We start from the raw sequence: 19983 nt of genomic DNA, 5'->3' as shown, positions 1-19983 counted from the left end.
AGCCGTTTTCAGACTTTTGTGGGAATTGCTCTACAACGGCACGTTCAGCCGCGTCCCCTTGACGATGATGCCGCCCCGGTCGCCGATCTCTATCGAGCCGTAACGCTGCCTGAAACATTCGGGCAGCGGGCGGTCGCCGGGAACCGATAGCCACAGGCGCAGCATGTGGCGCCGCTTCTCCGGGGCCGGCCAATCGCGAAACCCCATGCGGTCGTGTAGCAGCGAATGATTGTAGACGAACTGCATGTCGCCGGGCCGGAGCCGCATCGACAGGTTCAGCTTCGGATCGTTGGCAAGGCTGTCGAAGAGATCCAGCGCTTCGACATGGGCGGCGCTCAGCCGCATGGCATCCTGGAAGCGCTGCGCGCTGTCGATGTACTGGCGCTGGTAGATGCCGGTCAGCAATCCCGTATGCCAGTTGAGGACCGGGATTTCGAAGTAGGGTTTTTCGCCTTCAGGGATCTCGCCGCGCCGGTCGGTGGCGATCGGATCGAACAGCAGTCGGACCAGGTCGGGCCGGCTTTTGCACATCTCATTGTAGATCGTCACCGTGCTGACCAGCAGGGATTCGCCGCCCTGCATGGCATCGCGCAGGCAGAGCAGGCCGACGACATCGGCGGAATCGGTGTGAAACGTCTGGCGCTCCGCCGTCTGGTAGATGCGTGTCGTGGCGTCCCTGGCGTCGGCGCCGATGTCGCGGACATGGCCGAGAATATGGCCCTGGGCATTCTGGGAGCGTGCGCTTCCCAGATGCGCGCCAACGCCGCAGAAGATGGTTGCCGCCATTTCAGCGGAATATCTCTCGACCGGGAGGCCGCGCAGCACCTCGAAGCCGATGCCGGCGATCAGTTTTTCGCGAAGGGCGGCAAGATGGCCGGCAAGCCGGGGCAAGGGGAAATCGGCCTTGGCCAGGCCGCCTATATCGTGCGAGCCGGCGAGAAAGCCGGTTGCCGCCAATTCCAGTTCGGCGACGTCGCGAGCGTCCAGTTCGACCAGCCAACGGTCGGGATGCTTCGCCATGTCCTCGCCGGTCCATGCGGAGGGAATTTCGATCGATGCCGGCGGCAGGTCTGTTGTCTCGCGCATGAAGCCCTCCGGCGGCTGATCGGTCTTGTACATCGGTCTTGGACATCAGCCTGGGATTTCCACCATGGCCACGAAGGAGATTGCAGCAATCAGGCGGGTTTTCAAACCGGCTTTCCCTGGCCGCCGCCGAGTGTCACTTCCAGCCCGCAAATGATGGCGTGGATGCGTCCTTGCAGGACGTTCGCCGCAGGAGGATAATTTCACGTCGGATGCATTTTCTGGGCGACAACCCGGATGCCCGCCCCGGCGAAGCCGCCGTGCTCCGTGGCCCCGGAGGGAGGTGAGCCATGACAAGCTACATCGTGCTGATGAACTGGACGGAGCAGGGCGCCAGAAACGTGCGCGATTCACCCAAGCGGCTCGACGCCGCCAGGAAGCAGTTGGGAGATATGGGCGGCTCGTTCAAGTCGTTCTATCTGACCATGGGCGAATACGACATGGTGGCTGTGGTCGAAGCCCCCGACGACGCGGTGCTGGCGCGTTTCTCGCTGATGCTGGCGGCGAGCGGTAATATCCGGACGCGAACGCTCAAGGCCTTCCCCGAATTCGCCTATCGCGAGATCATCACTTCGCTCGGATAGCGTTTGCGGACAAACCGGATCAGGTGCCGCCTTGATGGCACCTGATCCGGCGCGCGTTCCGAAATATCTGACAGTTGCCTCGGGACAGGATGCCTCGCCGTGGTAGATATGCGGCCAGGAGGGATCGCGATGAACAATTTTTGGATACTGGCCGGTGCTCTTGCCTTGATATCGCTGATGCCGATCGACGTCGGCGCCGCGCAAAAACCTGTCGGCATGGCCAACCCCGCCTCGGTTCATTGCGGCGAGATTGGCGGCCGCCTGACGATCAGGAAAGACAAGGGCGGCAACGAATATGGGTTCTGCCGCTTGCCTAATGGGCGCCTGTGCGAGGAATGGGCGCTGTTTCGCGACAACAAATGCATCGGCCCAAAGTCCGCGATGCGCCGCAAATAGCAGCCACGTCGCCGCCTGGGTACAAGGATAGGACCATGTCAGAGCCGCACTCGCATTCCCATCTGTGGCCCGGCGTGCCGCTTGCCCTGTTTTCGGCCGCATTGTTTGGCGCCACGCCGCCCCTTTCCAAGCTGCTGCTCAACAGCGTCAGCCCCTTCATGCTGGCTGGCCTGCTCTATCTCGGCGCCGGCATCGGCCTTGCTCTCTATCGCCTGCTTCGCGGCAAACAGGCCGCGGCCGGCGAAGCGCAGCTGGCCGCCAGGGATTTCCCCTGGCTGGCGCTGGCGATCGGCATGGGCGGCATCCTCGCGCCGGCGCTGTTGATGTTCGGCCTCAGCCTCAACACGGCATCCAGTTCAGCGCTGCTGCTCAACCTGGAAGGGCTGGCGACGATGGCGATCGCCTGGCTCGTCTATCGCGAGAATGTCGACCGGCGGCTGCTTGTTGGCGCCTTCGCCATTCTGGCGGGCGCGGTACTGTTGTCATGGCAGGGCGAGGGTGTCGCCTTCAATCTCGGTGCGCTGCTCGTCGCCGGGGCCTGCCTGGCATGGGGGCTGGACAACAATTTCACCCGCAAGATCTCGGCGACCGACCCGGTGGTGATCGCCATGCTGAAAGGGCTGGTGGCGGGCGCGGCCAATGTCGGGTTGGCGCTTGCTGCCGGAGCGTCGTTTCCCGCGGTATCCATTGTCGCTGCCACGGCCGCCGTCGGCTTCCTTGGCATCGGCGTCAGCCTTGTGATGTTCATCCTGGCGTTGCGCCATCTTGGTACCGCGCGGACAGGCGCCTATTACTCGCTGGCTCCGTTCATCGGTGCGCTGCTGGCCATCGTCATGCTGGGCGATGCCGTCACCTTCAAGCTGGCGTTGGCCGGCCTTCTGATGGGCATCGGCCTGTGGCTGCATCTGTCGGAGCGCCACGACCATGAGCATGACCACGAGGCGCTGGACCATGAGCACAGCCATGTGCATGACGAACACCACCAGCACGATCATGACGGGCCGGTGAGCGAGCCGCATTCGCACTGGCACCGGCATGCGCCGATGCGCCACCGCCATCCGCATTATCCGGACCTGCACCACAGGCACGGCCACGGCTGAGCATGCCAAGATCATGCTCAAGCAAACCCCAAGGCCTGACCTGACCGTTTGGTACAACACGCGGTGCCCCGTCTGCGATGCCGGCATTACCAGGCAGAAGCGGCGGCTGATCGAGGCGGTCAGGGCCGGGCGGATCGAATTTCGCGACATCAATCTGGAGCCGGCGGCCCTGGCCGGACACGGCGCCTCGCTGGAGGACATCCGCCGGCGGCTGCACGCCACCGATGCGGATGGCCGCTTGGTGATCGGCGCCGATGTCGCCATCGCCGTGTGGCAGATAACACCGGGCGAGGGCTGGCTGGCCACGCTATTCGGCAACCGGTTGACCTTGCCGCTGACGCGCCTTGCCTATGACCGGTTCGCTGATCTGCTCTACGCCTGGAACCGCCGAAAGGGCCGCTGGTAGCACGCGGTGACGCGCACGGGGCCGGAGGGTGTCTCCGGACCCCGAACCTTTGTCCGCCGGCCTTATCGGCCAGCCGGCTCGCATAGCACGCCCACGATGCGGCGCACCATGGGAAGCACCAGAAGCAATGTCGGAAACGCCACCAGCCAGGACAGGCCCCAGGCGGTCATCCAGATGGATGGCAGGCTGGGGTGGAGACCGAGGCTCTTCAGCGTCGAGATGAACGAGACGATGAAGGTCATCAACAGCGACAGCACCAAGGGGCTGAGGATCGCGGCATAGCGCGCAGGCAGCTTCCTGCGCTGATGTCTTGCAGTCATTTTGGGAGTTTCCCTGAAGTGTCCGGTCGTTCGCATGTGGCATCCATTCGCCGGTCTCGGCGTAACTGCCCGGAAGGACCGGGGTTGGATGCGTTGCTTGACGTCAGACGCTTACGGAGCGGTCATCGACCCTCGAAGCGCCTTCTATCCGCGCGTTCCGGCGAAAGCAAGCCTCTGGCACGGCGTCCAGATACATCGTAAGATATATCTTGACTCGACGGGGGCGCGCGCCTAATTAAGATATATCGTAAGATAGAACTCAAGGAGCAATCAATGCACAAGGATAACCATTTCGGACGCGGCCATTTCGGCGAACGCATGTTCATGCACATGGCCGGCAAGTTCGGTGGCAGAGGGGGTGGCGGCTTTGGCCCGTTCGGGCACGGCGGTCGCGGTGGCGGCCGCGGCGGGCCGGGGGACATGTTCCGCGCCGGGCGGATGCTGGCCGACGGTGATCTCAAGCTGATCACGCTGTCGCTGCTGGCCGAGGCGCCGCGCCACGGCTACGACATCATCAAGGCGCTGGAAGAGCGCACCAGCGGCATCTACAGCCCTAGCCCGGGCGTGGTCTACCCGACGCTGACCTTCCTGGAAGAGGCCGGCTATGCCGTCTCGTCGAGCGAAGGCAACAAGAAGGTGTTCTCCATCACCGAGGCCGGGCAGGCGCATCTCGCCGATAATCGCGAGATGATCGATGGCGTCCTCGACCACCTCGAACGCTTCGGCCGCAAGATGGCCAAGGCGCGCGACTGGTTCGGCTGGAACGACGATGGCGAGGACCGTCGCGGTGGCCGTGGCGGCCGTGGCGAGCGTTCGGAGACGCGCGACGAATTCCGCGCCATCCGCCACCGTCTACGCGCTGCGCTCGGCGACATCGTCGATGCCCCGGCTGAAAAGCAGGCCGAGGCGATCGCCATCCTCGAAGCCGCGGCGGAAGCGCTGGAAGCGCTGACGCACCGCTGATCTCGTCGCGTAGAATGCACAAAAAAGCCCGGGGCGACCCGGGCTTTTCTGCGTCAGGGCAGGCCGGCATCATTCCTTGCCGACATACTCGCTGATCAGCTTTTCGTTGCGGGCCTTCTCGATCTTGGCGGTCATCTCGGCCGACAGGCGCTCGTCGGTGCGGTACTTGACCAGGTTCACCAGGCTGCCGGTCAAGAGCAGGATGCCCATGGCCCAGTAGCCCTTGGTCGACAGGTCTACCGGCGCCAGCCACAGCGACAGGCCGAGCATGAAATAGGCGGCACCGACCGCAGCGGTGTTGAACATGATGTAGGTCTGATTGGCGTTCATGGGTGTTCTCCGTTGGTTTGATGATGTTGGATTTGATGAAGTCAGGTCTGCAAGGCGGGTTTTCAGTTGATGGTCTTCAGGCGCTCGAGCACGTCCTTGGCGCGTACCTTCACCGCCGCGCCGTGCCCGGCGTCGGCAAGGCGGTCGCGGATTGCTTCGTGACGCAGCTCGCCGTCGATCTCGTCGAGAATGCCGGCCTCCTCGAATGGGTCGCCGGCTCCCTTGATGCGGGCCAAAAGCTCCTCGGCGTCGTTGAGGCTTGCCGAATGGCCGATCGACCTGACGAGGCGTGACTGCGCCTTGCGCTCGGCGTCGATGGCGCGGGCCGAGATCATGCCCTGGTTGAGTTCGATGATGCGGCGATGCGCCCGCTCCACCGAAACGCGCATCCGCAACGTCTTTTCGCCGAGGCTTTGCACGGTGGCGCGGCGGACCTCGCGTTCATTCTCCAACTCGGCGACGGCCGCGGCACCGCTTTCGGCAAGCCCGTTATTGCCGGCGGCGAGCGCGCTGATCGTGCGGGTTTCCAGATCGGCATGGCGGCGGTCGAGCTGGTCGAGACCGGCCTGCTCGGCACGGTGGCGCACGATCAGCGTGGCAAGCGTCTGCTTGGCGGCGGCAAGGCCCGCCTCGGCGTCGCGGATGCGTTGCGCCAGAAGGTCGATGGCGAAGCGATCCTTCAGGCCGTCCTCGGCCCGCGCGCTGGCGCCGTCGAGCAATGTTCTGATCAGGCTAAGCATGGTTCTTCTCCCTTCGAATTGTTGCGTGAACAATGTTCACGAAGCCAACATAACAGGAAATGAACGTTGTTCAAGAGGTTTTTGAACGCTGTTCACGAAACCATACATATGGTAAACAGAGGCAAATCGCGGTTCGAACCAGCGTGCCGCGCAAGGCATTCGCATCCACAAGGACTGATATGGCACTGGACAAGGAAGAGACGGGCGAGCGGGTGCTGGCGATTGCCGAAGTGCTACTCAACGAGGGCGGCATGGACAATCTGAAGGCGAGGACCATCGCCGAGCAGGCGAGCATCTCGGTCGGCTCGGTCTACAATCTGTTTTCCGATCTCGACGGGGTGCACCGCGCCGTCAACATGCGGCTGCTCGACCGGCTGGGTGCGGCAGGGGCGGCGGCGATGGCCGATCTCAGCCAGCGCGGCATCACCGATGTGCGCCAGCGCCTGCTGGCGCTGGCCGGCGCCTATGTGCGCTTCGTCGAGGCGCATCCGGGCAGCTGGCCCGCATTGCTTGCCTTCAACAGGCGGCGTCCGACACTGGCCGAACCGGATGCCTACGAGGCGCGGCTCGACCAGTTGTTCGAGATCATTGCCGGCGTGCTCGCCGGCGGCGATTTCGACCTCGACGCCGACACGCGCCGGATCGCCGCGCGCACCTTGTGGTCAAGCGTGCATGGCATCGTCACCAGCGGCTATGCGGCCAGATCCGTTCGCAGGCAGGCTGACGAGATCGATCAGCAGATCGAGCTCCTGGTCGCCGTCTTCATCAGGGGGCTGGAACGTGGCGGCACATTCGCGCATGCTGGGACAACAGCGTCGTGAATCGCGAACAGACCGTGGTTTGCAGGACGAACAAGGAGATTTGAGCAATGTCTTTTCTGAAGCGTCTTTTCGGTGGTGGCGGCGGCGGTGAGGCGGCCGAGCCCAAAAGTGCGGCGCCAGCCAAGCAGGTCGAGCACAAGGGTTTCCTGATCAGCGCCACGCCCTACAAGACCGACGGCCAGTACCAGACCTGCGGTGTCGTTTCCAAGGAGGTCGACGGCGTAATGAAAGAGCACAAATTCATTCGCGCCGACCGTTTCGCCGGGCTCGACGACGCCGTCGACATTTCGATCAAGAAGGGCATCCAACTGGTGGATGAACAGGGCGATCGGATCTTCGGTTAGGCGGACTGGTCGAGGCGACAGCCCGCATTGCACCAGAGGCCGCCAATGCTGGCGCGGCCAAGCTTAGCCAGAGGCTTGCTCGCGGAGCAAACTCTGTAACGCCTTGCCCGTTCAAACCGCACCCGAATGCCGGGCATTGCCGGAGGCCAGACAGCCGTCGAAATGCGAGGCAATCGACCAGGCCATGAGAGGCCCATCCTTGCCGGGGGTCAAGATTTCAGCTCGATTGTGCCTATGTCGCGAAGCGGGAACGCGCGATGGGTGGAAATGGCGACGATCCGGTCGCTCAGGTGGCCGAGCAGCCGCTCCAGGATGCGCTCGCCCTGCTCGTCGTCGAGATGTTCCGTCGGCTCGTCGAGCAGCACCAGCGGCATGGCGGACAACCAGGCGCGGGCGAGGTTGATGCGCTGCACCTCGCCGAGCGAAAACCGGTCCTGTCTGATCCAGGCATCCAGCCCGCCGGCTTCACGGATTCGGCTGTCCATCTCGACGGCTTCCAGCGCACGCCACAGGGCCGCGTCCGGCGCGTCGCCGACGAACAGGTTGGCGCGCACGGTGTCCTCGAGGATGACCGCATCATGCAGCACCAGTGCCGAGAGCGCCCGCCGCTCGCCTGCCGACAGGATGCGGTCGCCGGCGGCAAATCCATCCTCTGCGATCCAGCCGGCAACCTGCTTGAGCAGGCTGGTCTTGCCCGAGCCGCTGGCGCCGACGAGCACCGTCGGCCGACCTCTTTCGAGTGTGAGCGCGACCGGCGCCCCAATGGGCCGGCCGTCCGGCGCGCGGCGCTGCAGGGCGCCGTGGCGCAGTTGGCGCGGTTCGTCCGGCATGTGCGCTTGCCTGTCCGCCGAAGCCACCTCGGTCCACTTGCCGATCTCGGCCCGGGCGGCATTGCGGCGAAGCACGGCCACCAGCATGCGCGACGCGCCGTTCAGCGCTTCGCCCAGCGCCAGCCACGAGAACGCGAGCAGCATCGGCAGGAGAAGCTCCGTGCCTTGCCGTCCCGCATACCAGGCGGCGGCCATCACGCTGATGCCGGCAAGCGGTCCGAGGGCGGCGCCGAGCGTATCGAGCCCGGCCTGCAGGCGGCGAAGCGCAAGCATCTCGCCATCCGCGCGGGAAAGCGCGGCAAGCGCTTCGCCACACTCATGGCGCCAGGCACCCTCGGCCTTGAGCGGAACGGCTGACGCCATGGCGGTGCCAAGCCTGCCTGCGCCCCCGCGACGCATCGACCTAGCGCGCTCCCATGCCATGGCGCCAGCCTTGGCCACCCGGTTCCCCGCGAACAGGATGGCGAGCAGCAGAAGCATGATCGGTAGAAGGGAGAGCGGTGCGAGCATCGCCGAACCCGCGATGAGGACGGCGAGGCCGCAGGCCAGCGTCAGCGCCGGCAGTCCGGCACGCAGCCGGGCGTAGTCGAGGTCCTCGACATCGTCGAGATAGTCGGCCAGCCTTGCGTCATCGCCGAGCTGCCACCCGGCCCGGCGTACGGCAGGCGCCGCCGCCATCGCGGCGAACAGTTCGACGCGATGCGCGACCTGGTCCGCAAGTGCTGCCTTGTGGCCGGCCAGCCGCTCGCCATAGCGGGCGGCCGTGCGGCCCACCGCGAACAGCCTGACCAGTGCGGCCGGTATGTGGAAGTTGAAGGTGAAGGCGGTGGCGGAAAGGCCGGCGATCGCCACCGATCCCAACAGCCAGGCGGAAACACCGCCGAGCAATACGCCGCAGCAGAGTGCCGAGAACGCAAAGCCCGTCGCCAGCCGCCACGACTTCCGGCTCGAGGAGTGAAGGACAGTGTTCATGCCGCCACCTCAATGGCATCGTTGGGAGTGAGATCGACCGTCATGTCCGCGGCGGCGGTGAGATCGCGGTCATGGGTGGCCACGACGACCAGCCGCGATCGCGAGATCGCGAGCAGCATGCGTCGCACCGCTTCGGCCGTCTGGCGGTCGAGCTTTGCCGTGGGTTCATCGGCAAGCACGGTCCGGCCGGAAAGCTGCGCGCGGGCGACCGCGATGCGCAGCCGTTGCCCACCGGAAAGGTTGGCTCCGCCCCGGTCCAGCCTGGCTTCGAGGCCGCCCGGCAACAGCGCGTCGTCGAGCAGGCCGATCGCGCCGGCGGCTGCCTTGAGATTGTCCCCGGCAGGCGCGGCGATACTCCATGAAAGGGCTTCGGCAAGCGTTCCTTCGGGCACGCAGCTGTCGGTGGAAACCCAGGCGATTTCCCGGCCGGCGAGTGCATCGGCGTCGAGCGATCCGCCTGGCTCGAGCCCGGCCAGTTGGCGCAGCAATGTCGACTTGCCCGATCCGCTCGGGCCGACAACGGCGACGAGGCCCTGTTCCGGCAACGCCAGGGACAGGCGGTCGAGAATCGGCAAGGCCCTTGCCGCGACCGGCTCGTCACCGAGCAGCCGGTCAAGTGCGGCCGCCGCGGCGAGGCCTTCCGCCTTGGCGTGATATTGTTCCGAAAAGCGCCGGAAGGGTGCGAAATATTCCGGCGCGATCATCAGGATGAACAGGCTCTGCCAGAGCGCGAGGTTGGAGAAGCCGGGGATCATCGCGAGCTTCAGGTGACCAAGGCCGAGGAAGACGGCGAGGATGGCGATCGACAGCGATGCGAAGAAGTCGATGATGCCGGCATTGATGAAAGCAATGCGCAGCACGCCCATCGTCTTGTCCGCATAGGCTTCGAGGCGGCGGGCCAACTTGGCGTCCTCGCTGGCCATCGCGTGGTTGGCGAGGATCGTGGGCAGCGTGCGGATGCGGTCGGCGAACTGGCCCGCCAACCGGCCGAAGGCGCGTTCCTGGGCGTCGGCGCGCCGGCGGATGGCATTGCCCACCAGAGCGAGGAACAGGATCATCACCGGCGTCAGGCAGATGACCAGCAGCGCCGCCTGCCAGGAGACGAGGAAGAGTGCGGTGGCCGCAAGCAGCGGTCCGGCACCCATCATCGTGCTGGCCGCGCGATGGCCGACGACAAGGCCGGCCACCGCCTCGGGATGTCGCTGCATCGAGACGATGACGCCGCCGACCGACAGCGATTGCAGTTGCCGCGCCGGCATGTCGTTCAGGCGCTCGCCCGCATGCCCGCGCAACCCCGCCGAGACGGCGGTTTCGGCCGACGCCTGCGCCCTGTCGGACGCGAGCCCGGCGAGGCAGGAAGAAGCGAGAAGCACGACCACAGCCGCGACCAGCCATGGATAGACGGGATCGCCCATCACCAGCCGTCCGGTGGCGATCGCCGCCGACGCGGCGAAGCCGAGGCGCAACCCGGTGCGCGCGACTTGCAGGATGAGCAGCCGACGCAAGCCGCGCCTTGCCAGCCGTTCGCCGGTCGACAGTGCCTGGAAAAGGGCGGGGCCGGAGGGGGCGACCTTCGGATCCGGAGCGGTAGCGGCTGACGTTTTCATGCCCCGGTTCTCGCACGCGCAATGATGAAACGAATTGATCCAGATCAAGCCGCGGATCTTTGCGGCGCGTTATGAGCGGGTATCCAGAAAGGATGCTCTCATGCCCGACTTTCTCCTCGTCGACCTGTCCCGGCTGCAGTTCGCGCTGACGGCCCTGTACCATTTCCTGTTCGTGCCGCTGACGCTGGGCCTCTCCATCCTGATCGCCATGATGGAGACCGTCTATGTCATGACCCGCCGCACCATCTGGCGCGACATGACCAAGTTCTGGGGCGTGCTGTTCGGCATCAATTTCGCCCTCGGCGTCGCCACCGGCATCACCATGGAATTCCAGTTCGGCATGAACTGGGCCTACTACTCGCACTATGTCGGCGACGTGTTCGGCGCGCCGCTCGCCATCGAGGGCCTGATGGCCTTCTTCCTGGAGGCCACCTTTGTCGGGCTGTTCTTCTTCGGCTGGGACAGGCTGTCGGCGCGCGCGCATATGATCGTGACGTGGTTGATGGCGCTTGGCACCAATTTCTCCGCGCTCTGGATCCTGATCGCAAACGGCTGGATGCAGAACCCGGTCGGCTCGGCCTTCAACCCGGACACGATGCGCATGGAGGTCACCGACTTCATGGCGGTGATCTTCAATCCGGTGGCGCAGGCGAAGTTCGTGCACACCGTTTCGGCCGGCTATGTCTGCGCCGCCACCTTCGTGCTCGGCGTTTCGGCCTGGTACATGCTGCGCGGACGCCATGTCGAACTCGCCAAGCGCTCTTTCGTCATCGCCTCGGCCTTCGGCCTGGCGTCGTCACTCTCGGTGATCGTGCTCGGCGACGAAAGCGGCTATGCGCTGACCGACAACCAGAAAATGAAGCTCGCGGCCATCGAGGCCATGTGGGAGACGGAGCCCGCGCCGGCGTCCTTCACGGCATTCGGCATTCCCAGCCAAAGCGACCGCCAGACGCATTTCGCCATCCGCATCCCTTGGGTGATGGGCATCATCGGCACGCGCTCGATCGACAGGCAGATCGCCGGCATCGACGAACTTGTCGCCCATGCCGAAATGCGCATCCGCAACGGCATCGCCGCCTATGACGCGCTGGAGAAGATCAAGGCGGATCGCAGCGATACCGCCGCCCGCGCCGCCTTCGATGCCAGCTCCAAGGATCTCGGCTATGCGCTGCTGCTCAAGCGGTACCTCCCGGATCCGAGGCAGGCGAGCGAGCAGCAGATCAAGGATGCCGCCTGGTCGACCGTGCCCTACGTGCCGCTGCTCTTCTTCGGCTTCCGGCTGATGGTGGCCTGCGGTTTCGTGCTCGCCGCGCTGTTCGCGGTGTCGCTGTGGCACACGACACGGGAGACCGAGGCGCCGCGCTGGCTGTTTCGGGCCGCGCTCATCGCCATGCCTCTGCCCTGGATCGCCATCGAGGTCGGCTGGTTCGTGGCGGAGTTCGGACGCCAGCCCTGGATCATCGATGGCGTGCTGCCGACCTTCCTCGCCACGTCCGAGCTCGGCGTCACCGACCTGGCGCTCACCATCTCAGGCTTCACGCTCGTCTACGGCGTGCTCGCCCTCATCGAGGTCAAGCTGATGCTGGCCGCCATCCGCAAGGGGCCCGAGATCGCCAGCGTCATCGACGAACTGCGCCCGAACGCCGACCCCGCACTGCAACCCGCAGAGTGAAAAAGGATCACGACGATGATCGACTTTCTCTTCGACTATGAAACGCTGCGCGTGATCTGGTGGATCCTGCTCGGCATCCTACTGATCGGCTTCGCCGCGACCGACGGCTTCGACATGGGCGTGGGCGCGCTGCTGCCCTTCGTCGCCAGGACCGATGCCGAACGGCGTGTGGCGATCAACACGATCGGCCCGGTCTGGGAAGGCAACCAGGTGTGGTTCATCCTCGGCGGCGGCGCCATCTTCGCGGCGTGGCCGGCGCTCTACGCGCTGAGCTTCTCCGGTTTCTACCTTGCCATGTTCCTGGTGCTTCTGGCGCTGATCCTGCGACCCGTTGCCTTCAAGTATCGCTCGAAGCGGCCCGATCCCGCCTGGCGCAGGCGCTGGGACTGGGCGCTCTTCGTGGGCGGCGCGGTGCCGGCGCTCATCTTCGGCGTTGCCCTTGGCAATACACTGCAGGGCGTGCCGTTCCATTTCACGCCGGATCTGCGTCCCATCTATGAAGGCAGCCTGTTCGGCCTGCTCAACCCGCTCGCGCTCTATTGCGGCCTCGTCTCGGTCGCCATGCTGATAACCCACGGCGCGGCTTGGCTCGCGTTCAAGGCGGAAGGCATTGTCGAGGACCGTGCGCGTGCGATCGGCGCCAGGTCCGCTGTCATCACTTCGCTGCTCTTCGCCGGCGGTGGCGTGCTGGTCTGGCTCGGCCTGCTCGGCGGCTACCGCGTGACCTCGCCGATTGTGTGGGACGGGCCGTCCAATCCGCTGCTCAAGACGGTGTCGGCGGACAGCGGTGCCTGGCTGGCGAATTTCCATGCTCATCCGCTGCTCTGGGTCGTGCCGGCGCTCGGTGTCGTCGCACCGCTGCTGGCGGCCATCGGCTTCCGGACCCGCCGTGAAGGCTGGACCTTCCTTGCCTCGCAGTTCGGCGTCGCGATGATCATCGCGACGGTGGGGCTTGCCATGTTCCCCATCCTTCTGCCGTCGAGCAGCAATCCCAGCCATTCGCTGACCGTGTTCGATGCCTCTTCGAGCCGCGCCACGCTGCGCAACATGCTGATCGCCACGGTGATCTTCCTGCCGCTGATCCTTGCCTACACAGGGTGGGTCTACAGCGTGCTGTGGGGCAAGGTCGGCGAGAAGAGCGTCGAGAAGGCCGGCTCTTCGGCCTACTGATTCAACCGGAGTTTTGACCATGTGGTATTTTGCCTGGATCCTCGGCCTCGGACTGGCCGCTTCCGTCGGCATCCTCAATGCGCTCTGGTATGAGCTGCGCACCGTCCGCGAGGAGCCCGCCAAGGACACCGTCGCCCTGCCCACGCCTTGAGCCCGCCGTGGTGGAGGAGGCATCATGAGCGAGTCTTATCTCGGGCCGCTGCGCGGGCCGGCGGACATGAAGCGGGCGCATGTGCGGATGCTTGCGCTCTGTCACATGCTTGAAGGTATCGCCGACGACCTGCCGTCGCGGGTTGACCGCTTCCAGTGCCTTGCCGTGGCGGCCGATCTGTTGCCGGTGCTGCGAGAGTGCCATCGCTTCGAGGAAGAGACTGTCTTCCCCGCCTTCGCGCGGCTCCAGGGCGGGGAAGACATCGTCGCGCGGCTCAAGATGGAGCATCTGGAGGACGACTGCGCGGCGGCTGATCTTAGTGAGGTCCTGCTTGCGCATGGCCACGGGAGGCCTATCGAGAACCCCGAGGCGCTCGGCTACATGCTGCGCGCGCTGTTCGAATCCATGCGGCGCCATATCGCCTTCGAGCGCGACCATGTGCTGCCGGGGATTCTCGGGCAGCGCTGAGCGCTTCATCGCATCGCGTCTGGTTGGCGATCAGTCCCCGGAACGCGCTGCCAGGCGCGCGAGGTCGCCGACGACAATGTGACGGTTGTTGTCGATGCGAATGACGTTGTCGCCCCGCAGCCTGGTCAATTGCCGGCTCACCGTTTCGATGGTCAGGCCGAGGAAATCCGCGATCTCCGCGCGCGACAGCGGCAGGTCGAAAGCGGCGGCGCGGTGTTCCGGGCCAGCGGCCGGATCGATGTTGCGCGCGATCATCAACAGGAAGCTCGCGATCTTCTCGGCGGCGGTCTTGCGGCCGAGTGCCACCATCCAGTCGCGCGCCTGGTCGAGTTCGCGCAATTTCTGTTCGAGCAGCCGATGCTCGAGGTCGGGTTGTTCTTTCATCATCCGCTCCAGCGTCTGGCGCGGAAAAGAGCACAGCTCGACATTGGTCGCGGCTTCCGCGGTCAATGTGCTCTCGGCCTGGAACGGCCTGCCCAGGAAATCAGGAGCGAACTGCAGACCGACGATCTGCTGGCGGCCGTCGGACAGCGTCTTGGTGAGTTTCACGACACCGGAAAGAACGTTGGAGAACCGGTCGACGCTTCCGGCGTCGCTCATCAATTCCTTGCCGGTCTCCGCCTTGTGCCGTTTCGTCGACCTGGACAGGACGACAAGCTGGTCGGGGGTGAGGGCGCCGCAAATGCCGCGATGCCGCGCTTCGCATGAAACGCAGAGAACAGGAATGCCCTTCGTATGAATGTCTTCGCGCACGATGGTACATCTATAGTGTTACCAGCCGGCAGCGGCAACGCATGGGCAAGGACTTTAGCGATGGTGCATATGCACTATCGAAAGGACCCAGCTGCATAAATCCAGCTTATCATGATCCCCAGTTTTTGAAGACGTTACAGGGGCTTTCGCCGCCTGTAGCCTCGACGATGGTTCTTTGAAAATGCCAGGGATTTGGTGGATCGATGCAGACACATGCGCGAGTGGTGATTGTTGGCGGCGGGTGCGTCGGCGCGGGCATCCTTTATGGCCTGGCAAAGCGCGGCTGGACCGACGTCGCCCTGCTCGAACGCACCCAGCTGACGGCCGGCTCGACCTGGCATGCGGCGGGCCTCGTCCCATCCTACGCCCGCAACATCAATATCGGCCGGATGATCAACAAGACCATCGAGATCTATGAAGGGCTGGAGGCCGAGACCGGGCAGCCTGTCGGATGGCACAAATGCGGCCAGCTGCGCATCGCCAATTCCAGGGACCGGCTCGACGAATACAAGAGCTATATGAGCGTCGCCGACGTTCAGGGCATGCGGGCGCATCTGCTGTCGCCGGCGGAGGCGAGGGCGCTGTGCCCGCTTCTCGACAACAAGCATATGCTCGGCGCGCTCTATCATCCCGATGACGGCCATATCGCGCCGGCCGACGTGACCCATGCCATGGCCAAGGGCGCGCGGGATCTGGGCGCCAAGATCTACCTGAACACGGAGGTCACCGGCTTTCAGCGGACCGCGGGCGGCGAATGGCGGGTCCAGACGAACAAAGGCGACATCACCTGCGAGCATGTGGTCTGCGCGACCGGCAATTACGCGCGCCAGACCGGCGCGCTGCTCGGCCTCGAGATCCCCGCCATCCCGATCCTGCACCAGTACTGGATCACCGAGCCGGTGCCGGAGGTCGTGGAGCGCAAAAAGCAGGGACGGGCGGAAATGCCGATCCTGCGCGACGAAGGTTTTGAGGGCTATCTGCGCGAGGAGGGCGACGGCTTCATGTTCGGGCCCTATGAGCGGACCGAACACCTCAAGCTGTTTGCCGAGGATGGCGTTCCCGCCTGGTTCGGCGCCGACCTCGTCGAAGAGGATTTCGAGGCGGTGTCATGGAACTGGGAGCAGGCAACGCAACTTGTGCCGTCACTGGGACGCGCTGGCATCAAGGCCAATGTCCGCGGTCCCTTCCAGATGACGGCGGACGAGCTTCCGCTGATGGGACCGGCCTGGGGCTTGCCCAATGTGTGGCTGGCCGAGGGCGTGCCGGGCGGCATACTGTGGGGCGGCACGATCGGCTACTATCTGTCGGAGCGGATCGTCGAGGGCGGCAACAGTCTCGACACCTCGGATCTGGATCCTCGCCGCTTCGGCGACTACGCCAACAAGGCCTGGACGCGCGAGAAAGTCCGCGAGGCCTGGGGCACGCATGCGGAGCAGAAATATCCCGGGCAGGACATGCCTGCCGCCCGGCCGCAGAAGACAGCGCCATCCTACGCGCGGCTGAGCGAGTTGGGCGCGGTCTGGGGCGTGCTCAACGGCTGGGAGATGCCCAACTGGTTCGCGCCCAAGGGCGTCGAGGCCAAGGACCAGTATAGCTGGCGCTGGACCGCCAAGGGCGTTTTCGTCGGCGAGGAAGTGCAGGCCGTGCGCAATGCCGTCGGCCTGGTCGAGATGACGCCGATGACCAAGTTCGAGGTCTCGGGACCAAACGCGGCCGCCTGGCTCGACGGGATCCTTGCCAACCGCCTGCCAGCAGTCGGCAAGGCTGTCCTGGCGCATCACCTCACCCCTGGGGGCGGCGTGCAGGCGGAATACATGGTGGCGCGCCTCACCGATGACGGCTTCTATCTCATCTCGACGCCGCGCGCGGAGCGCTGGAATTTCGACGATCTCTCAAAGCTGCTTCCCGCCGACGGCGGTGTCAGCCTGAAGAACGTCACCAATGAGCGCGGTTGTTTCACTGTCGTCGGGCCGAAGGCGCGAGACGTGCTGCAGGCGCTCACCGAGATCGACCTGTCGAACGCCGCCTTTCCTTGGTTCGGCGTGAAGACCGGCAGCGTGGCGCTTGCCAGCGACGTGCGGATGCTGCGCGTCAACTACGAAGGCGAGCTCGGATGGGAGCTCTATCATCCCATGGCCTACCAGCGGCAATTGCTCGATGCGATCCTGAGTGAGGGCGAGAAACACGGCATGCGGCTCGTCGGGCTGCATGCGCTGGAATCGCTGCGGCTGGAGAAATCCTACCGCGCCATGTACCGCGACATGAATCCCGAGCTCAACGCGCTGGAGAGCGGGCTCGAGCGGTTCATCCGCCTCGACAAGGGCGATTTCGTCGGCCGCGAGGCGGTGCTGAAATACAAGGATCGTAACGACCAGCGCCGATCGGTGACGCTCAGAATAGAGACCGACGGCGCCAGCACGCTCGCCAACGAGGGTCTCTACATCGATGGCGAACTCGTCGGGCGCATCACATCGGGCGGCTATGGCTATACGCTAGGGCATGATGTGGCGCTGGCGCTGTTGCCCGAGCGCGTCGGCAAGCCCGGCACCAAGCTCGACGTGGCGATCCTGGGCGAATGGAAGGTCGCCGAGGTGATCGCGGACTCGCCCTACGACCCCAGCTCGGCCAGGGCGCGCAGTTGATCGGCAAGGGTTGAGCGAAGATGCGCATCGACCGGATCAACGTCTACACGACGCAATTGCCCGTCAAGGGCGGCGCCTACCGGATGGCCAGCGACGACGTAAAGTCGCTGGACAGTACCCTGGTCGAGATCGTGACGGATGACGGCCTGACCGGCTGGGGCGAGACCTGTCCGATCGGACCGGTCTACCAGCCGCATCACGCGCTCGGCGCCCGCGCCGCGATCGCCGAAATTGCCCCAGGCCTGATCGGTGCGGAGATTGCCTCGATCAGGCTTCTGGCGAAGCGGATGGATGAGCGCCTGAACGGACACGGCTACGCTAAGGCCGCGTTCGACATGGCCTTTCTCGACCTCCTCGGCCAGAAGCTCGGCGTGCCGGTGTCGACGCTTCTGGGCGGCGCGCTGACGGATCGCGTGCCGGCCTACTATTCGCTGATCGTCGGCCCGCCGGATGAAACGGCCAGGATCGCGGCCGACAAGGTGAGGGCAGGCTATCCGCGTCTGCAGGTCAAGATTTCCGGGCGTAATCTCGAAGAGGACGTGGCCACTGTCCACAAGGTCTGGGAAGCGGTCGGCTACAAGGCGCGCATCGCGGTGGACGGCAACAGAGGCCTGACGGCGGCCGCGGCAATCCATCTCGACAGGCTCTGCCAGGCGATCCCGTTCGTCCTCGAACAGCCCTGCAACACGATGGACGAGGTCGCGACGCTGAAGGGCCGCGTGACACATCCGGTCTATCTCGACGAGAGCACCGAGGACCAGAACGCGGTGCTGCGCGCGATCTCGCTGGGCATTGCGGATGGTTTCGGCTTCAAGGTCACCCGCCTTGGCGGCCTCACCAAGATGACCACCGTGCGCGACCTTTGCGCCATCCGCTCGCTGCCGCACAGCTGCGACGATGCCTGGGGAGGCGACATCATCGCGGCGGCCTGCGTTCATCTTGCGGCGACCGTCGAGCCGCGCCGCATGGAAGGCGCATGGATCGCCCAGGAGTATATCGACGGGCATTTCGACCCCGGCAATCCGGTCGTCATTCGCGAAGGGTATATCGCCGTGCCACAGCGGTCGGGCCTCGGCGTGAAGCCCGAGCCCGGCATGTTCGGCCAGCCGATCGCCACATACGGAGCCTGACCAGGAGGCGGTTGCCGCTGCCGACATGGCTCGCATTCAGCCGATCTTGCTTGTTGACTCCGGTCTGTCTACCTTCTAGTAGGTAGGCATCATCAACCAGCATTGGACAAACAAGCATGCCTTCTCAAAAACCCGACACCCTCGCTCAAGCTTCGAACACATGGCTCAAAAGCTATTATTTTGTGCGGTTCGCCGTCTCCGCGGCATGGGTCGCACTGGCCTTCACCGTCGCCAGGACCATGCCGCCGCTGGCCGCGATCATGCTGGTAGCGTATCCCGCCTGGGACGCCCTGGCGAACTTCCTCGATGCCCAGCGCACGGGCGGGCTGAGCCGCAACAAGTCCCAGTTGCTGAACTTTGTCATCAGCGCGCTTACCACCCTGGCGGTCGCTGTCGCGCTCACCAGGAGCATGAACACAGTGCTCGCGGTCTATGGCGTCTGGGCCGTGCTGTCCGGCGTGTTTCAACTGATTACCGCGGTGCGGCGCTGGAAGACCAATGGCGCGCAATGGGCGATGATCCTGAGCGGCGCCCAATCGGCGTTGGCGGGCCTCTTTTTCGTCAAGATGGCCGGGGGCATTGAAGATATCGGCATCACGAATGTCGCACCCTATGCCGCGTTTGGCGCATTCTACTTCCTGGTGTCGGCGGTATGGCTGACGGTCAGCGACATCCTTCGCAAGTCACCGCGAACCGCCAGCTAAGGTGCGCCCTTGAAGGAGCCGTTCGACATCCTGCCCTGCTTTTCCCACTGACCGGTTATGCGCCGTCTTCATGAGAGGCGGCGCATTTCCTGTCGAAAGGATTGGCGCGCCCTTGGCCCGCCAATCGGACAAATCTTGCAAGGGTCGGCAAAATTTCCTACCTCGACCTATTGGAAGGTAGACAATGAACATCGCACTCAGTGACACCGCGGGCAAGTTGGTTGGCGGAGCCGCCCAGCTCATCATGCGTGTTGGCTACAACGGCTTCAGCTACGCCGATCTTTCGGAGCGCTTTGGCATCCGCAAGGCCAGCATTCACCATCACTTTCCGTCGAAAGTTGGTCTGGTGGTGGCCGTTGTCGAACAAGCGCGCGCCGGTATCCGGGCTCAGCTTGCGGCGCTGGACGAAGGCTCGCCGGTGGCGATGGATCAGCTGCGGTTTTACACCGGGTATTGGGAACGCTGTATCAAGGACCAGTCCGCTCCCTTCTGCCTGGCTGCCGTGCTGGCCGCCGAATTGCCGGGTCTACCCGAAGAGGTGGCGCTTTCCGTTCGCGGCCATTTCACCGATCTCGGCAGATGGCTGGAGCGGCTGTTCGAACTCGGTGTGGAGCAGGGGGCGGTGCGTCTCGAGGCATCCCCCGACGTCGAGGCACAAGCATTCATGGCGACCGTATACGGAGCCATGCTTGCGGCCCGGGCGTTTGATGACCCGGAACGCTTCGATGTGATTGTGGAAACGCTTTTTCGTCGCATCCGCGCGTGACGGCTGGCGCCAATGGCTTCGAGCCGCTGGG

General features: G+C 64.7%; 22 protein-coding genes. 15 read left to right on the top strand and 7 right to left on the bottom strand.

Going from position 1 to position 19983, the window contains the following annotated elements; genetic code table 11:
• Positions 1–30: 30 nt before the first annotated feature.
• The gene (locus tag FJ977_RS24010; RefSeq protein ID WP_140774625.1) at positions 31–1086 is read right to left on the bottom strand and encodes a TauD/TfdA family dioxygenase; all 1056 of its coding nucleotides are present in this window, start codon (positions 1084–1086) and stop codon (positions 31–33) included.
• A gap of 287 nt (positions 1087–1373) precedes the next feature.
• Here FJ977_RS24010 and FJ977_RS24005 point away from each other — a divergent pair, with 287 nt between their 5' ends.
• The 4 genes from FJ977_RS24005 (at position 1374) to FJ977_RS23990 (ending at position 3569) form a co-directional block, all read left to right on the top strand.
• A complete protein-coding gene (locus FJ977_RS24005) occupies positions 1374–1667 on the top strand; it encodes a GYD domain-containing protein (RefSeq protein WP_056578573.1) in 294 nt (97 codons plus the stop codon).
• 129 nt (positions 1668–1796) lie between these two features.
• A complete protein-coding gene (locus tag FJ977_RS24000) occupies positions 1797–2063 on the top strand; it encodes a DUF333 domain-containing protein (protein WP_140774624.1) in 267 nt (88 codons plus the stop codon).
• 35 nt (positions 2064–2098) lie between these two features.
• Positions 2099–3163 carry a DMT family transporter gene (locus FJ977_RS23995; RefSeq protein WP_140774623.1) on the top strand — a complete coding sequence of 355 codons (1065 nt, stop codon included), beginning with the start codon at positions 2099–2101 and terminating at the stop codon, positions 3161–3163.
• Between the two features lie 13 nt (positions 3164–3176).
• Positions 3177–3569, top strand: coding sequence for a DCC1-like thiol-disulfide oxidoreductase family protein (locus FJ977_RS23990; protein ID WP_140774622.1), 393 nt, complete (start codon positions 3177–3179; stop codon positions 3567–3569).
• Positions 3570–3631: 62 nt separating this feature from the next.
• On the opposite strand, the gene FJ977_RS23985 is transcribed toward FJ977_RS23990, so the two are convergent.
• Positions 3632–3889 carry a DUF2798 domain-containing protein gene (locus FJ977_RS23985; protein ID WP_140774621.1) on the bottom strand — a complete coding sequence of 86 codons (258 nt, stop codon included), beginning with the start codon at positions 3887–3889 and terminating at the stop codon, positions 3632–3634.
• 273 nt (positions 3890–4162) lie between these two features.
• On the opposite strand from FJ977_RS23985, the gene FJ977_RS23980 reads away from it, so the two are divergent.
• Positions 4163–4852 carry a PadR family transcriptional regulator gene (locus FJ977_RS23980; protein ID WP_056578565.1) on the top strand — a complete coding sequence of 230 codons (690 nt, stop codon included), beginning with the start codon at positions 4163–4165 and terminating at the stop codon, positions 4850–4852.
• Between the two features lie 69 nt (positions 4853–4921).
• Here FJ977_RS23980 and FJ977_RS23975 read toward each other — a convergent pair whose 3' ends face one another.
• Positions 4922–5182, bottom strand: a complete 261-nt coding sequence (locus FJ977_RS23975; protein WP_027058679.1) for a YiaA/YiaB family inner membrane protein — start codon at positions 5180–5182, stop codon at positions 4922–4924.
• 62 nt (positions 5183–5244) lie between these two features.
• Complete coding sequence (locus FJ977_RS23970) at positions 5245–5922, bottom strand: PspA/IM30 family protein (RefSeq protein ID WP_140774620.1); 678 nt, start codon at positions 5920–5922, stop codon at positions 5245–5247.
• Positions 5923–6101: 179 nt separating this feature from the next.
• On the opposite strand from FJ977_RS23970, the gene FJ977_RS23965 reads away from it, so the two are divergent.
• Both FJ977_RS23965 and FJ977_RS23960 read left to right on the top strand, forming a co-directional pair.
• On the top strand, positions 6102–6743 hold the full coding sequence (locus FJ977_RS23965) for a TetR/AcrR family transcriptional regulator (protein ID WP_140774619.1): 642 nt from the start codon (positions 6102–6104) through the stop codon (positions 6741–6743).
• Between the two features lie 47 nt (positions 6744–6790).
• Entirely contained in the window at positions 6791–7087 is a 297-nt protein-coding gene (locus FJ977_RS23960; RefSeq protein ID WP_140774618.1) for an HlyU family transcriptional regulator, read from the top strand.
• Between the two features lie 209 nt (positions 7088–7296).
• On the opposite strand, the gene FJ977_RS23955 is transcribed toward FJ977_RS23960, so the two are convergent.
• Both FJ977_RS23955 and FJ977_RS23950 read right to left on the bottom strand, forming a co-directional pair.
• Positions 7297–8889, bottom strand: coding sequence for an ATP-binding cassette domain-containing protein (locus tag FJ977_RS23955; RefSeq protein WP_140774617.1), 1593 nt, complete (start codon positions 8887–8889; stop codon positions 7297–7299).
• A complete protein-coding gene (locus FJ977_RS23950) occupies positions 8886–10496 on the bottom strand; it encodes an ATP-binding cassette domain-containing protein (RefSeq protein ID WP_140774616.1) in 1611 nt (536 codons plus the stop codon). Before FJ977_RS23950 ends, FJ977_RS23955 begins: the two co-directional genes overlap by 4 nt.
• 100 nt (positions 10497–10596) lie before the next feature.
• Between FJ977_RS23950 and FJ977_RS23945 the strand changes: the two genes are divergently transcribed.
• The 4 genes from FJ977_RS23945 to FJ977_RS23930 are packed head-to-tail and all read left to right on the top strand — an operon-like array spanning position 10597 to position 13957.
• The gene (locus FJ977_RS23945) at positions 10597–12168 is read left to right on the top strand and encodes a cytochrome ubiquinol oxidase subunit I (RefSeq protein ID WP_140774615.1); all 1572 of its coding nucleotides are present in this window, start codon (positions 10597–10599) and stop codon (positions 12166–12168) included.
• Positions 12169–12183: 15 nt separating this feature from the next.
• Positions 12184–13338 carry a cytochrome d ubiquinol oxidase subunit II gene (cydB, locus tag FJ977_RS23940; protein ID WP_140774614.1) on the top strand — a complete coding sequence of 385 codons (1155 nt, stop codon included), beginning with the start codon at positions 12184–12186 and terminating at the stop codon, positions 13336–13338.
• 19 nt (positions 13339–13357) lie between these two features.
• A complete protein-coding gene (cydX, locus tag FJ977_RS23935) occupies positions 13358–13489 on the top strand; it encodes a cytochrome bd-I oxidase subunit CydX (RefSeq protein WP_096449042.1) in 132 nt (43 codons plus the stop codon).
• Between the two features lie 24 nt (positions 13490–13513).
• Positions 13514–13957 carry a hemerythrin domain-containing protein gene (locus FJ977_RS23930; RefSeq protein ID WP_244735361.1) on the top strand — a complete coding sequence of 148 codons (444 nt, stop codon included), beginning with the start codon at positions 13514–13516 and terminating at the stop codon, positions 13955–13957.
• Positions 13958–13987: 30 nt separating this feature from the next.
• Here the strand turns inward: FJ977_RS23930 and FJ977_RS23925 are convergent, their stop codons facing one another.
• Positions 13988–14710 carry a Crp/Fnr family transcriptional regulator gene (locus tag FJ977_RS23925; protein WP_348643227.1) on the bottom strand — a complete coding sequence of 241 codons (723 nt, stop codon included), beginning with the start codon at positions 14708–14710 and terminating at the stop codon, positions 13988–13990.
• 203 nt (positions 14711–14913) lie between these two features.
• Between FJ977_RS23925 and FJ977_RS23920 the strand changes: the two genes are divergently transcribed.
• From FJ977_RS23920 to FJ977_RS23905, 4 genes are all read left to right on the top strand, one after another.
• Entirely contained in the window at positions 14914–17352 is a 2439-nt protein-coding gene (locus tag FJ977_RS23920; protein WP_140774612.1) for an FAD-dependent oxidoreductase, read from the top strand.
• A 20-nt stretch (positions 17353–17372) separates the two neighbouring features.
• Positions 17373–18482: a mandelate racemase/muconate lactonizing enzyme family protein gene (locus tag FJ977_RS23915; protein WP_140774611.1), complete on the top strand. Its 1110-nt coding sequence runs from the start codon at positions 17373–17375 to the stop codon at positions 18480–18482.
• A gap of 116 nt (positions 18483–18598) precedes the next feature.
• Positions 18599–19186 carry a DUF308 domain-containing protein gene (locus FJ977_RS23910; RefSeq protein ID WP_140774610.1) on the top strand — a complete coding sequence of 196 codons (588 nt, stop codon included), beginning with the start codon at positions 18599–18601 and terminating at the stop codon, positions 19184–19186.
• 184 nt (positions 19187–19370) lie between these two features.
• The gene (locus FJ977_RS23905; protein ID WP_140774609.1) at positions 19371–19952 is read left to right on the top strand and encodes a TetR/AcrR family transcriptional regulator; all 582 of its coding nucleotides are present in this window, start codon (positions 19371–19373) and stop codon (positions 19950–19952) included.
• Positions 19953–19983 lie beyond the last annotated feature (31 nt).

Source organism: Mesorhizobium sp. B2-1-3A (assembly GCF_006442655.1).
GTDB lineage: Bacteria > Pseudomonadota > Alphaproteobacteria > Rhizobiales > Rhizobiaceae > Mesorhizobium.
Note: the sequence above shows the minus strand (reverse complement) of the source record. Positions and strands in the feature narration are given on the sequence as shown.

Coding starts and splice junctions, on each gene's coding strand:
- FJ977_RS23965 (WP_140774619.1), top strand. CDS start 6,102: ATGGCACTGGACAAGGAAGAGACGGGCGAGCGGGTGCTGGCGATTGCC.
- FJ977_RS23980 (WP_056578565.1), top strand. CDS start 4,163: ATGCACAAGGATAACCATTTCGGACGCGGCCATTTCGGCGAACGCATG.
- FJ977_RS24010 (WP_140774625.1), bottom strand. CDS start 1,086: ATGCGCGAGACAACAGACCTGCCGCCGGCATCGATCGAAATTCCCTCC.
- FJ977_RS23975 (WP_027058679.1), bottom strand. CDS start 5,182: ATGAACGCCAATCAGACCTACATCATGTTCAACACCGCTGCGGTCGGT.
- FJ977_RS23955 (WP_140774617.1), bottom strand. CDS start 8,889: ATGAACACTGTCCTTCACTCCTCGAGCCGGAAGTCGTGGCGGCTGGCG.
- FJ977_RS23995 (WP_140774623.1), top strand. CDS start 2,099: ATGTCAGAGCCGCACTCGCATTCCCATCTGTGGCCCGGCGTGCCGCTT.
- FJ977_RS23990 (WP_140774622.1), top strand. CDS start 3,177: ATGCTCAAGCAAACCCCAAGGCCTGACCTGACCGTTTGGTACAACACG.
- FJ977_RS23945 (WP_140774615.1), top strand. CDS start 10,597: ATGCCCGACTTTCTCCTCGTCGACCTGTCCCGGCTGCAGTTCGCGCTG.
- cydX (WP_096449042.1), top strand. CDS start 13,358: ATGTGGTATTTTGCCTGGATCCTCGGCCTCGGACTGGCCGCTTCCGTC.
- FJ977_RS23970 (WP_140774620.1), bottom strand. CDS start 5,922: ATGCTTAGCCTGATCAGAACATTGCTCGACGGCGCCAGCGCGCGGGCC.
- FJ977_RS23950 (WP_140774616.1), bottom strand. CDS start 10,496: ATGAAAACGTCAGCCGCTACCGCTCCGGATCCGAAGGTCGCCCCCTCC.
- FJ977_RS24000 (WP_140774624.1), top strand. CDS start 1,797: ATGAACAATTTTTGGATACTGGCCGGTGCTCTTGCCTTGATATCGCTG.
- FJ977_RS23915 (WP_140774611.1), top strand. CDS start 17,373: ATGCGCATCGACCGGATCAACGTCTACACGACGCAATTGCCCGTCAAG.
- FJ977_RS23985 (WP_140774621.1), bottom strand. CDS start 3,889: ATGACTGCAAGACATCAGCGCAGGAAGCTGCCTGCGCGCTATGCCGCG.
- cydB (WP_140774614.1), top strand. CDS start 12,184: ATGATCGACTTTCTCTTCGACTATGAAACGCTGCGCGTGATCTGGTGG.
- FJ977_RS23910 (WP_140774610.1), top strand. CDS start 18,599: ATGCCTTCTCAAAAACCCGACACCCTCGCTCAAGCTTCGAACACATGG.
- FJ977_RS24005 (WP_056578573.1), top strand. CDS start 1,374: ATGACAAGCTACATCGTGCTGATGAACTGGACGGAGCAGGGCGCCAGA.
- FJ977_RS23960 (WP_140774618.1), top strand. CDS start 6,791: ATGTCTTTTCTGAAGCGTCTTTTCGGTGGTGGCGGCGGCGGTGAGGCG.
- FJ977_RS23920 (WP_140774612.1), top strand. CDS start 14,914: ATGCAGACACATGCGCGAGTGGTGATTGTTGGCGGCGGGTGCGTCGGC.
- FJ977_RS23930 (WP_244735361.1), top strand. CDS start 13,514: ATGAGCGAGTCTTATCTCGGGCCGCTGCGCGGGCCGGCGGACATGAAG.
- FJ977_RS23905 (WP_140774609.1), top strand. CDS start 19,371: ATGAACATCGCACTCAGTGACACCGCGGGCAAGTTGGTTGGCGGAGCC.